14 protein-coding genes and 1 tRNA gene are annotated in these 11,975 nt (G+C 62.7%); 11 read left to right on the top strand and 4 right to left on the bottom strand.

Annotated features, from left to right (window positions below; all coding sequences use genetic code 11):
• Positions 1 to 115 precede the first annotated feature (115 nt).
• Entirely contained in the window at positions 116 to 844 is a 729-nt protein-coding gene (locus BG842_RS00725) for a hypothetical protein (RefSeq protein WP_069449287.1), read from the bottom strand.
• A gap of 87 nt (positions 845 to 931) precedes the next feature.
• Here BG842_RS00725 and radB point away from each other — a divergent pair, with 87 nt between their 5' ends.
• On the top strand, positions 932 to 1,630 hold the full coding sequence (radB, locus tag BG842_RS00720; protein ID WP_069449271.1) for a DNA repair and recombination protein RadB: 699 nt from the start codon (positions 932 to 934) through the stop codon (positions 1,628 to 1,630).
• Between the two features lie 99 nt (positions 1,631 to 1,729).
• On the opposite strand, the gene BG842_RS00715 is transcribed toward radB, so the two are convergent.
• Complete coding sequence (locus tag BG842_RS00715) at positions 1,730 to 2,872, bottom strand: CBS domain-containing protein (RefSeq protein WP_069449270.1); 1,143 nt, start codon at positions 2,870 to 2,872, stop codon at positions 1,730 to 1,732.
• Positions 2,873 to 2,966: 94 nt separating this feature from the next.
• Here BG842_RS00715 and BG842_RS00710 point away from each other — a divergent pair, with 94 nt between their 5' ends.
• From BG842_RS00710 to BG842_RS00695, 5 genes are all read left to right on the top strand, one after another.
• Positions 2,967 to 3,269, top strand: a complete 303-nt coding sequence (locus BG842_RS00710; protein WP_069449269.1) for a lycopene cyclase domain-containing protein — start codon at positions 2,967 to 2,969, stop codon at positions 3,267 to 3,269.
• A 174-nt stretch (positions 3,270 to 3,443) separates the two neighbouring features.
• Positions 3,444 to 4,112, top strand: a complete 669-nt coding sequence (locus BG842_RS00705) for a hypothetical protein (protein WP_007983696.1) — start codon at positions 3,444 to 3,446, stop codon at positions 4,110 to 4,112.
• A 228-nt stretch (positions 4,113 to 4,340) separates the two neighbouring features.
• The gene (locus tag BG842_RS29440) at positions 4,341 to 4,481 is read left to right on the top strand and encodes a hypothetical protein (RefSeq protein WP_175424048.1); all 141 of its coding nucleotides are present in this window, start codon (positions 4,341 to 4,343) and stop codon (positions 4,479 to 4,481) included.
• 1 nt (position 4,482) lies between these two features.
• Positions 4,483 to 4,665 carry a hypothetical protein gene (locus tag BG842_RS00700; protein ID WP_069449268.1) on the top strand — a complete coding sequence of 61 codons (183 nt, stop codon included), beginning with the start codon at positions 4,483 to 4,485 and terminating at the stop codon, positions 4,663 to 4,665.
• 523 nt (positions 4,666 to 5,188) lie between these two features.
• Positions 5,189 to 5,665: a hypothetical protein gene (locus tag BG842_RS00695; RefSeq protein WP_069449267.1), complete on the top strand. Its 477-nt coding sequence runs from the start codon at positions 5,189 to 5,191 to the stop codon at positions 5,663 to 5,665.
• Positions 5,666 to 6,015: 350 nt separating this feature from the next.
• On the opposite strand, the gene BG842_RS00690 is transcribed toward BG842_RS00695, so the two are convergent.
• Positions 6,016 to 6,089, bottom strand: a tRNA-Val gene (locus BG842_RS00690).
• Between the two features lie 165 nt (positions 6,090 to 6,254).
• On the opposite strand from BG842_RS00690, the gene trpD reads away from it, so the two are divergent.
• From trpD to trpG, 4 genes are read left to right on the top strand one after another with little or no spacing between them, the layout of a single operon-like run.
• Positions 6,255 to 7,259 (top strand): anthranilate phosphoribosyltransferase, encoded by a 1,005-nt coding sequence (trpD, locus tag BG842_RS00685; RefSeq protein WP_069449266.1) that lies wholly within the window; start codon positions 6,255 to 6,257, stop codon positions 7,257 to 7,259.
• Positions 7,256 to 7,894 (top strand): phosphoribosylanthranilate isomerase, encoded by a 639-nt coding sequence (locus tag BG842_RS00680; RefSeq protein ID WP_069449265.1) that lies wholly within the window; start codon positions 7,256 to 7,258, stop codon positions 7,892 to 7,894. Before trpD ends, BG842_RS00680 begins: the two co-directional genes overlap by 4 nt.
• On the top strand, positions 7,891 to 9,561 hold the full coding sequence (gene trpE / locus BG842_RS00675) for an anthranilate synthase component I (protein ID WP_069449264.1): 1,671 nt from the start codon (positions 7,891 to 7,893) through the stop codon (positions 9,559 to 9,561). The genes BG842_RS00680 and trpE overlap by 4 nt, the downstream gene beginning before the upstream one ends.
• Complete coding sequence (gene trpG / locus BG842_RS00670; RefSeq protein WP_069449263.1) at positions 9,558 to 10,178, top strand: anthranilate synthase component II; 621 nt, start codon at positions 9,558 to 9,560, stop codon at positions 10,176 to 10,178. Before trpE ends, trpG begins: the two co-directional genes overlap by 4 nt.
• On the opposite strand, the gene BG842_RS29435 is transcribed toward trpG, so the two are convergent.
• Complete coding sequence (locus BG842_RS29435) at positions 10,151 to 10,315, bottom strand: hypothetical protein (protein ID WP_007983679.1); 165 nt, start codon at positions 10,313 to 10,315, stop codon at positions 10,151 to 10,153. The two genes, trpG and BG842_RS29435, sit on opposite strands and share 28 nt — an antisense overlap.
• A 349-nt stretch (positions 10,316 to 10,664) precedes the next feature.
• On the opposite strand from BG842_RS29435, the gene BG842_RS00665 reads away from it, so the two are divergent.
• The coding region (locus tag BG842_RS00665) for a ribonucleotide reductase N-terminal alpha domain-containing protein (RefSeq protein ID WP_303645349.1) at positions 10,665 to 11,975 on the top strand (1,311 nt) is incomplete at its 3' end.

The raw sequence follows: 11,975 nt of genomic DNA, 5'->3' as shown, positions 1-11,975 counted from the left end.
CCAGAAAATCGGCAAGCAACTGCTCTCGGGCACCATCGTGAAGGAAGAACACCTCCAGTGTCCGAAGGACGAGTCGCACCAGTACACGGTTCTGGTCGAGCTATGACCGCCAGGGTCATTCCTCGCGGTGTTCCGCCAGCGCCTCCTCGATGGTCAACTCCCCGGCGGCGACCCGCCGGGCGAGTTCCTCGTCGATTTCGCGGTTGTCGGCAGACCGTTCGCGCGACCGGCGTTTGATGACGCCGAGTTCGCCCGCCGTCGGTTCGATTTCGCGCTCCTCCACGATTTTGCCCTCCAACCGTGCGATGTTGACCGCCGCGAGCACGTCGCCCATGCCGCGGGCGCCGGTGCCGAGGTACGGCGTCGTCCCGGTTTCGTCCACGAGTTCGACCCGCACGTCTTCGAGTTCGCGGATGAGTTGCGACCCCTGAAGTCGCGCGCCGTCGCCGATTCGAACCACGGGGTCGATGGCGTCCTTTGCCTCCTCCCGAACCACGTCCGCGGCGTCCGCGATGGGGACGTGGAACGACGCGACCACCATGTCGCCCGAGAGCACGGCGATGCCGGGTCGCGTTCCGGGGTCGATGCCGATGACGGTTCGGCCGTTCTCGCCGCGGAGCAAACCCAGCGCTTCTTCGACCGCTTTTCGGGGTCGCTTCGTGTCCGCCACGACCACCGGCAGGTCGGTGGCGATGTCGTCATCCGCGCCGCGAATGACGATTCGAGCGCCGTCGGGGAGTTCGCCGTCCGGTTCGACCGTCGTGAACCGGACGCCCCTGTCGCGGAGCTCACCCACCACGTCGTGGTACACTTCGAAGTCCTCGGTCGCAACGACGATTGTCACTACGCTCCCTTCGCTCGGGTGGAATAAAGTCGCCTCGGTCTCTGCGAAAACCGGAACCTTTTGCGTGAGAAGCGCCAACCCCGGCATGTGACCGACGCCGAGAAACTGACGACAGGGTGCCCGCCGGTGGACGACTTGCTCGGGGGTGGCTTGGAGCGCGGAACCGTGACACAGGTGTACGGCCCGCCCGCCGCCGGGAAGACGAACGTCGCGCTGGGTGCCGCGGTCGAAACCGCACGGGACGGCGGTACCGTGGTGTACATCGACACCGAAGGGCTGTCCATCGACCGCTTCGAACAGATCGCCGCCGCGCGCGCAGACGACGTGGACGAAGTTGCCTCCCGAATCGTCATCAAGGAGGCCCTCGATTTCGGGGAACAGCAGGAGGCAGTCAAGGACGTCTCCGAGTTCGCGGAACGGGCGGACCTCGTGGTCCTCGACAGCGCAACCGGATTTTACCGCCTCGAACGCGGCGACGACCGGGAGGGCGGCGAGGCGCTTCGCGGGGTCGCCCGCCAAGTGACGCACCTGCTCTCGCTCGCGCGCAAACACGACATCGCGGTTCTGCTGACGAATCAGGTGTATACCGACCCCGACTCGGACGGTACCCGGCCGCTCGGAGGACACACGCTCGAGCACTGGACGGGCGTCGTCCTTCGAGTGGACCGCTTCCGGGGCGGCAACCGCCGTGCGACCCTCGAAAAACATCGCTCGAAACCCGCCGGCGATCGCACCCAGTTCCGAATCACGGATACAGGACTCGAAGGCGCACAGGAAAGCGTTTGAGACGACGGAATCGACCGAGAGCCGGGACTTGCCGGTGAAACAGAAAAAATCGCGGTGAACGACAGCGGGTCGGCGGACCGAACGATGCGAGTCGTGCGGCTACAGTTCGTTGAGCTTTCGGAGCAGTTGGCCTTCGTACTCGCGGTCGCTCTGGACGCCCTTCAGTTCGAGGACGTTGCGCTCCAACACGTCGCGGGCGACGTTGAACGCCTGTTCGGAACCGTAGCCTTCGCCGGTTCCGGCGACCTGTCCGCGGTTGGTGCGGAGGCGGATTTTACACTGGATGAGCGGCGTTCCGCGGAGTTTCTCCTTGTGCTCGTGGAATCGAACGTGCGCGTGGCGGACCTGCATGTCTTGATACTTGTCCGTGATATCCTCGACGCCCTCACGGATATCCTGTCGGGAGATGGTGTCGAGGAGGTCGATGTTCGTTATCTGAACGTCCATGTGGTCCTCCTCGGTGTAGGTGAGGGCGCGAAGCACGTCGGTCTTCGTGAGGACGCCGCCGACCACGCGGTCGTCGTCCTCGGCCGTGACAGCCAGTCCGGCGTAGTCTTTCTCGAACATGCGTTCCACTGCATCCTCCACGGTGTCGGTGAGCGAGATGGTTTCGACGGGGCTGTTCATCACGTCGTACACCGGCAGGTCGAGCATCCGGTCGCTGTCGCCCATCCGCTCGCCCGTCGTCGGTTTGTCCATGTTCCGGGTGACGAAATCCACGATGTCGTGAGTCGTGACCATCCCGGTGAGGTAGCCGTTTTCGTTCACGACCGGAAGCCGGGAGATGCTGTGCTCGCGCATGAGATTGATGACGCGTCCGAGCGTCGCGTCCTCCGGAATCGTGACTGGGTTCTCGGTGTAAATCTGCTGAACGGTGAGGGCGTCCAGATTTTCGAGGACGCCTTCGAGGATGATGTCCTCGTCGATGATGCCCCACAGTTGCCCGTCCTCGAAGACGGGTGCGACCTTGGTCCCGCCTTCGACGAGCGCGCGGGCGACGTCGCGCACGTCGTCGGTACGGTTCACCTTCGGCGCGGGTTTCGTCAGCGTCGCCACCTTCGTCTGGTCCTCGATATGTGATTGGAGGAGTTGTTTCTGGGTGATGACACCGTTGTACGTGCCCGCTTCGGTGACCACGATTCCTTTCGGGTTCTCCTCTTCGAACATCGAGCGGGCTTTGCCCAGTCGCTCTTCCGCTTCGATTTCGAAGTAATCGGTGGTCGCAATGTTAGAGATATCCATCGGCAATTAGAATGACGAGGCCACCCGTCTTGAACTTTGTCGCGGAATAGGCATTTTGACGGGATTTTTTTGTACTACGCGTCGTAGACCGACCGTGCTCCCTGACATCGGCGCGGTGCTCGGTCCCTACACGTATATTGTCAGCGAACTGGTGTTCGGCTCGTTCGCGCTGTGGTTGCTCGTTCGAGCGGACGCCCTTACGCGCGCCGGGAAAACCATCCTCGTTCTGTATCCGTTGGCCTACGTCTGGGATTGGTACACCCTTACTATCGGCGTGTTCGCCATTCCGCTTCGAACGGGCATCGAACTGGTCGGTATCCCGCTCGAAGAACACATTTTCATGGTCGTCGTCCCCGCACTCGTACTGGGGATTCACGAGAACCTGCACCGCCGCTGAGAGGTCGGCGAAAAACCGCCAGTAACTGGCGATTACCGCATGACTGCGGCGAGATGAAATTCATTTCTCGTCGTTTGTAACCGGTCGTTTACGGCTGGTAAATGGTGAATAACAAAGAACAAACCCGGCAATGTTCGAATCCATGCTGGGTTACGAGCAAGGGGTGGCATAGTAATGAGCACAATCGGTGATTCCTCCGGCACCGGGGACAGCGACACCGGTAACGAAACAAGCGAGGCGGACTCGACGGTTGCGAAACAGGTCTCGGATATCCTCGATTCGAATCGCTCGAACGACGAACGCGCGACGCCGCTCTCCCGCGATATGGTCTTCGACGTATTGAAAAATCAGCGACGACGGTACGCCCTGCACTACCTGAAGCAGGCGGACGAAACCGTCCAGTTGAGCGACCTTGCGGAGCAGGTCGCCGCGTGGGAGAACGAAACCACCGTCGGCGCGATTTCGGCGGCCGAGCGAAAACGAGTCTACACCGCGCTTTACCAATCCCACCTCCCGAAACTCGACGACGCAGGAATCGTAGATTATAACCAAAACAGGGGTATCGTAGAACTCTCCACGGCGGCCGAGCAACTCGACCCGTATCTCGAAACGAACACGCGGGACGACATCTCGTGGTGCAAGCGATACCTCGGCATCGCGGCTATCGGATTCGCACTCCTTACCGCGGCGTGGCTCGAAATCCCGCCCCTCGCGGGAATCGGCGACATCGGACTCGCGCTCCTCGTCGTCGTCGCGTTCACCATCGTCGCCGTAGCGCACACCTACGACGCACGACGCGCGCCGACGACCGGCGAGCAAGCACCGGAAATCGTGGACGACTAAGGGGGTCCGTTTCTCCTTTCTTCTCCGCTCTTCGACGGGCGACGGAAGACCGACTGCGACCGACTATCGAAATCGGAAATCGCGTAACGAGTCCCGACGATTTCTCGAAACTCTCGTTACCACGTGGTAGACTCCCCGTGAGTGCCGTCGATATCGTCGAATAGATTATGTTTCAACACTCTCATCATTTTCACAAAGTAGATACCGACAGGCGTGAAAAATCCGAGTATGTCGCACCTGATAAAAGACGGCGGGTTCTCAAGTCGTCCGAACCTCTTCGACCCCATCACCTTCGGAGCCATCGGCGGCGGCCTGATGCGCGAGGTTCACAAGCGCGGCGTCCGAGAGGACGGCCCCGTCGCAAGCTGACATGGTGTCCCACGAAAACAAGGTCATCCTGTTCGCCATCCTAGTCGCCCTGCCGGTGACGCTGGGGGTGCTCCGGGTGGTCAACGACTACTGGCTCGACGTCCCCGCGTGGGCCGGTGGAGCCGCCGTGATTCTCGTGGCCGTCATCGTCCCTCAGTTGTATCTCGGCTACTCCGAAGGCTAGCCGAAATCGGGATTCCCGCCGCTCGTTCGCGCACCTATCGATTTTCGATTCATTCGGGACAAATAGAATTAACTCTCCGGAACGTGATACGTCGGACGAAGCAACAGGGTTTCGCCAAACGGCCGGAGGTGGAAGCTCCGACCCTGCTTGCTTCGAGCGCTATCGAAGCATGTTCACAAACGATTCTGCGAAAAAAGAGTACCGCTCAGCGACCGCTCCCGAGAGCCTGCCCACGCTGTGACGAACGGGTCTCGATTAACGGTCAAAGACCCCGAGTACATGCGGGCGTGGCCGTGCGGTCATCGAATTCCGGTGTAGGACGTTCCGCGAGTCGAGTTTATTTTGCCGAAATACCCTCGTCACCCGACTTCCTCGTCGTCGGGTGGAGAGCGGAGCAGTCAACGCTCTATTTCTGTTCTCCGCTCACGGACGGCCGTCGAGTTTCGACAAGCTTAACAGCGTTATTGTGTAATGTCCACAATACAGCCCAATGCTGAAATGGTCCATTGGGCATCCAACAACCATGCAACGCAGAACGTACCTCTCGAAGCTCGGTGCTGTTGCACTCGCTGGCGGAGCCGCCGCCGTCGCCACCACTCCCGCGTCCGCGCAGGACAGTTACGATATCGAACTCGCGCCGGACACGACGATTTCGTACGCGAAGACGTATCTCGGCGAATCGCTCATCTACGCGGATCTGCCGGATGGCAGCACGTACTACCTGTTCCAGAACTACAGCCAGTGCTGTCAGGTCGATGACGTCGTGATGGTCCTCTCCGAGACCGGCGAAGTGTCGTACCTCGAAAGCCTCGACGGCGTGCTCTACACCGAAGACCAGATCGGGCAGATGGCGGACCGTATCGGCGAGATGGCGGACCGCATCGTCTACACCGAGGAACTCATCGTCGAGACGGAGTACCTCATCGTCGATGTCACGAAATACACGCAGGACAGCGTTCTCCAATTCGTGGATATGCTGAACCCTCTCAACCTGTTCTAACCGGTCGAAAAACCCCTGTTCGACCACTTTTTACCCCGGAGCTATCGATTGTTCGGAGTCACAACGCTCGGTCACCGGAGTTGGTGTGGTGTCGTGTCTCGCCACGCTCCTGATGTGGTAATGTATTAAATGTGCAATACTGGCGGCGAAAACACACGGATTTAACGCCGACGCACCACGGTCCGATTCGGATTCGTTGCTTCGACAGCAACCGGTGAAAGAGTAGGTCCGTAGGTGATTGAATAGGGTTTGGGCAGATTTGAACCACGGTCGTCTTCGCTCCACTCCCTGATTCAAATCTGCCAAACGAACGAACCCGCGCCTCACGAAGTTGTTCGGCGCAGAATTAGTGGGTTTGGGCAGATTTGAACTGCCGGCCTCCTCCATGTCAAGGAGGTGTCATAACCAACTAGACCACAAACCCAGTCGGCTTCGTTTGAACGCATTCATCAGTTACCCGCAAGGGTAATTGAATGTTTCGAAACGCGCCTCCGTCCCTCGGTTTTATTCATGACCCTCCCGACGACAGCTTTAAGTTGATGTACGTATGTGTTCATTACAACCCAAACACGTTCATTGGTGTTCCACTATGCAGGATTACATCGAACTCGTCACCGACGGGCAGGACCTCACGATATCGCAAGCACGGGAGGCGGCGACGGCCGTCTTCGACGGGGCTACGGAGGCCCAAATCGGCGCGCTCCTCACCGGATTGCGGGCCAAGGGGGAGACGGAGGGCGAAATCGCCGGCTTCGCGCAGGGAATGCGCGGGGCGGCGCGGACGATTTCGCCCGGCCGAACGCCGCTGGTGGACACCTGCGGCACCGGCGGCGACGACTACGACACCATCAACGTCTCGACCACCTCGGCCATCGTCGCCAGCGGCGCGGGCGTTCCGGTGGCGAAACACGGCAACTACTCCGTCTCCTCCTCGTCCGGGAGCGCTGACGTGCTCGACGAGGTGGGCGTCGTCGTGGATTCCGAACCGCCCGCGGTCGAGCGCGCCATCGAGGAGCAGGGCATCGGCTTCATGCTCGCGCCCGTGTTCCACCCCGCGATGAAGGCCGTCATCGGCCCGCGCAAGGAACTCGGCATGCGCACCGTGTTCAACGTCCTCGGACCGCTGACGAACCCCGCTGGGGCTGACGCGCAAGTCGTCGGCGTCTACGACCCCGACCTCGTTCCCGTTCTGGCCCGCGCCCTCTCCCACATGGACGTCTCCCACGCGCTCGTCGTCCACGGCTCTGGCATGGACGAAATCGCGGTCCACGGCGAGACGACGGTCGCCGAAGTCGAGGGCGGAACCATCGAGGAGTACGCGCTCTCCCCGACCGACCTCGGCGTCGAGGAACACGACGTGTCCGCCGTCTCGGGCGGCACACCTGCCGAGAACGCGCGGGACCTCGAAGGAATCGTGGAGGGAACCGTCGGCGGGGCCAAGCGGGACATCGTGCTGGCGAACGCCGGGGCCGCGATTTACGTCTCCGGGCAGGCGGATTCGCTCGCGGATGGCGTCGAACAGGCCCGAAACGCCATCGACTCGGGAAGTGCGGCCGAGCAACTGTCGGCCATGACGGGGGCGCTCTCGGCATGACGCGCGTGAAAATCTGCGGCCTGACCGACGAGGACGACCTCGCGGCCGCCGTCGACGCCGGGGCCGACGCCATCGGCCTGCTGGTGGACGTGCCGGACGATTCGCCGCGCGAGATACCCCCCACTCGGGCCGCCGAACTCGCCCGCGAAGTCCCGCCGTTCGTCTCGACGGTGCTCGTAACGATGCCCGAGACGACGGAGCGAACCGTCGAAATCGCCGAACTCGTCGAACCCGACATCGTACAGGTCCACGGGACGAGCGTGGGCGACCTCGCGTACCTCACGGCGAACGTGGACGCGAACGTGGTCTGTTCCATCGACCCGTCGACCGACCGCCCGGAGCGGTACGACAGCGTGGCCGACGCGCTGTTGCTCGACGCCGCGGAAACCGGCGGCACCGGCGAGACCCACGACTGGGGCCGTGCACGGGAGTTGACCGAATCGCTCTCCTCGCCGGTTCTGCTGGCCGGAGGACTGACCCCGGAGAACGTCGCGGACGCGGTTCGGGCGGTCGAACCCTTCGCCGTCGACGTGGCCAGCGGCGTCGAATCGACCGGCGGACGAAAGGACCCCGACGCCGTCGAGTCCTTCATCACGAACGCGAAACAGCGCCAACGGGCGGTTCTCCAACGATGAACCGGGACGAGTTCGAAACGCTGGCGACCAGTGGCAACGATGATAACGACGCCACCGATAGCAACTACGGCGACGATAGGAACGACGGAGACGGGAATCACGACGGTGCGGTCGTCTACGTCTCTACCGACCTCGACGTGTCCATCGACCCGCTGGCGGCGTATTCGGTTCTCGGCGGGGAAAAGTACGATTTCCTCCTCGAAAGCGCGGACAAAATCGCCTCCAGCGACCCTTCCGGAGCGTTCGACGCCGAACGGAACGACGGGTCGAGGTCCGCCCAGACGAGCCGAGCGCGCTACTCCTTCGTCGGCTACGACCCCGCCGCGGTAATTTCCGTCGCCCCGGGCGAAACCCGCGTGGAAGTGTTGAACGACGAGTGGGAGTCGAACCGGTTGGGCGAGGGGTCGAATCGGGCGGGCGGTGACTCCCACGCCGACCGTGACGTCCTCGACGCGCTCCGCGAGACGCTCCCTGACGCACCGCGTCGCGGGTTCCCGGACGGCGAAGGGTTCTGTGGCGGGCTGGTCGGATTCCTCGCTTACAACGCCGTCTACGACCTCTGGTTGGACGAACAGGGTATCGACCGTCCCGAAACCGACCTGCCCGACGCGCAGTTCGTCCTGAGCACGAAGACGCTCGTCTTCGACCACGTGGAAGGGACGCTCTCGCTCGTGTTCACGCCGCTCGTGTCGTCGGACGACGACATCGACGACCGCTACGACGAGCTGGTCGCGGAGCGCGACCGCGTCGCCGACCTCCTCAAAGCGGCGAACCAGCCGTCGTTCGGCGAGTACGACCCGACGGACGGGAGGGCCGGGCCGCAAGCGGAGTACGAGGAGGCCGTGAAGCGGGCGAACGAACACGTCGCGGCGGGCGACATCTACCAGGGCGTCATCTCGCGCAAGCGGACCGTCGAGGCCGACATCGACTCGCGGGCGCTGTACGCGGCGCTTCGGGACGTGAACCCATCGCCGTACATGTACCTCCTCGGCCACGACGACCTGAGCATCGTCGGCGCGAGTCCAGAGACGCTGGTGTCGGTACAGGACGGCGAAATCGTCTCGAACCCAATCGCCGGAACCTGTCCCCGCGGCGGGAGTCCGATGGAGGACCGTCGCCTCGCGGGCGAACTCCTCGCCGACGAAAAGGAGCGCTCGGAACACGCCATGCTCGTCGATTTGGCGCGAAACGACGTGCGCCGGGTCGCCGAGTCGGGAAGCGTCCGCGTCGAGGAGTTCATGAACGTCATCAAATACAGCCACGTCCAGCACATCGAGAGCACCGTGACGGGGACGCTGGCCGAGAACCGCGACGCCTTCGACGCGGTGCGCGCCTCGTTCCCCGCGGGGACGCTGACGGGGGCACCCAAAATCAGGGCGATGGAGATAATCGACGACCTCGAACGGACCCCCCGCGGCGTCTACGGCGGCGGCGTCGGCTACGTCTCGTGGACGGGCGACGCCGACTTCGCCATCGCCATCAGGACGGCGACCGTCTCGCACGGTCCGACGGACGAAATCACGGTGCAGGCCGGGGCGGGAATCGTCGCCGACAGCGACCCGACCGCCGAGTTCGAGGAGACCGAACAGAAGATGGGCGGCGTGCTCGCCGCGCTGGAGGCCCTCGAACAACCGCCGGAGACGGAATTCGCGGAGGTGCCGAAATGACTCGCGTGCTGTTCGTGGACAACTACGATTCGTTCACGTACAACCTCGTGGAGTACACCGAGGACGCGCTCCGGGCCAGCGGCGCGGCGTTCGAGACGAAAGTCGTCAAGAACACGGCCTCGCTGGACGACATCCGCGACTTCGACCCCGACGCCATCGTCATCAGTCCGGGACCGGGCCATCCGGCGAACGAGCGCGACGTGGGCGTCACCGCGTCCGTGCTCCGCGAACTCTCGCCCGACATCCCGACGCTCGGCGTCTGTCTCGGACTGGAGGCGGCGATCCACGAGTACGGCGGCGAAATCGGGAGGGCACCCGAACCGGTTCACGGGAAGGCGTTCCCCGTCGAACACGACGAGAAGGGGGTTTTCGAGGGAATCGAGCAGGGCTTTCGGGCCGGACGGTACCACTCGCTCGTGACGACGAGCGTCCCCGACCCGTTCGAGGTGAGCGCGACGACGACCCACGACGGGACGGAACTCGTGATGGGGATTCGCCACCGCGAGTACCCCATCGAGTGCGTGCAGTTCCACCCCGAGAGCGTTCTCACGGCGTGCGGCCGGGAGCTAATTGGGAACTTCTTCGCGTCTTATATCGTCAGCACGCCCGCCGCGTAGAGTGCGGCGGCGACGAGGACGCCGACGATGACGACGCGAAAGAGGATGCTGATGGCGAATCGGATGGCGGCGATGAGGAGGATGACCGCGATAACGGCCACCACGATTCCGACGGGTTCGATGGCGAGGGGGAGCATGCGAGAAATGACTCCCTACTGAATCGTAAACGTATCGGTGGTGTCGATTCCCGAGCGACCGAAAATCGGCCGACGCGACCCGAGTAACGGGACATTACCGCGGGAAAGTTCGGCATTCCGGTCACTTTCGCTCCGGTCTGAACACTCTTATATTCCTCCGCGCCTTACTAATGGATAGGCCGAAGAAAATTCGCAGAGGCATCACTATTCAACTACACTTGAAATAAAGAAAGTAAACTTAATTGGGGTTGGGGCAAATGGATTCTTCGTCACGAATGAAACGGGTCTACGTGCGAAACCAAGTGAGAATCGACGTGCAGAGTAGCGAACGAACGGTGGTGGCGCGCACATGAGCGGCGCGCACGAGGCGGACGCCGACGACGTAACCCTCCCGGTCAAGCGAACCGAGGGCGACACCCTCGAAGACCGGATGACGGGCAACGCCTATCAGAACATCCTTCCGGCCCGGTATCTCCGGAAGAACGCGGAGGGCGAACTGGTCGAATCACAGGACGACTTGTTCCCGCGCGTGGCGAAGAACATCGCGCTCGCCGAGGCCGTCTACGAGGCCGAAAAGCAGGGCGTCGAACTCACCGTCACACCCGAACAGTTGAAACCCGATCACCCCCGGCGCGACGAACTCGCGGCCGAAGTGTTCGGTAAAGGGACGACGGCGGCAGACGACGCCGAAACGGCGCTTTCGGTCTACAACGTCAACAAGTTCGCCTACGAGACGGTCGTCCCCGAACTCCCCGACGACATCCGCGACCACGTGGAGTCCGTCCGGGACGAGTTCGGCGACCTGATGGAAGGGCTCTCGTTCATCCCCAACTCGCCGACGCTGATGAACGCGGGCGACGAACTCCAGCAGCTTTCGGCGTGTTTCGTCGACTCGCCCGGCGACGACATCACGGACATCCACCAGACGGCCAAGGAGGCCGCCGAGGTGTTCCAGTCCGGCGGCGGTATGGGCTACGCCTTCTGGCGACTCCGGCCGTACGGCGACGCTGTGGGTTCGACGGGCGGCATCGCCTCCGGTCCGATCACCTTCATGCGCACGTACGACCAGATGTGCGAGACCATCGCGCAGGGCGGTGCCCGGCGCGGCGCACAGATGGGCGTCATGCGCGTCTCGCATCCGGACGTCATCCAGTTCATCCACTCGAAGAACAAGGACGTGAGCCTCGCCAACACGCTCCGCCTGAACGACCCCGACGACTACACGCACACGTCGTTCAAGGAGGCGCTCGAAGAGGCCCGCGAACTCATCGACGACGACGGACGCGTCCCGAAACACCTCCGCAACGCCGCCGAGGGACACCTCTCGAACTTCAACATCTCGGTCGGCGTGACCGACGACTTCATGGAGGCGCTGTACAACGACGAGGAGTTCGTCTTCACCAACCCGCGGACGGAGGAACCGCACGTCGCCACCGAACACACGAAGGAAATGTACGACATGTTCGGCCTCGGCGACTACGTTACGCCCGGTGAAGTGCTCTCCATCCCGGCGAAGGTCCTCTGGGACCGCATCGTTGAGGGCGCGTGGGAGAACGGCGAACCCGGAATCATCTACCTCGAACGGGTGAACAAGCAACACTCCTTCGACGTCGAGAAACACCCGGACCACCGGATTCTGGCGACGAACCCGTGCGGCGAA

The organism is Haladaptatus sp. W1, assembly GCF_001723155.1.
In the GTDB taxonomy this organism is placed as follows: Archaea; Halobacteriota; Halobacteria; order Halobacteriales; family Haladaptataceae; genus Haladaptatus; species Haladaptatus paucihalophilus.
The sequence above is the reverse complement of the archived record's forward strand: the minus strand, read 5'-3'. Positions and strand labels throughout refer to the sequence as shown.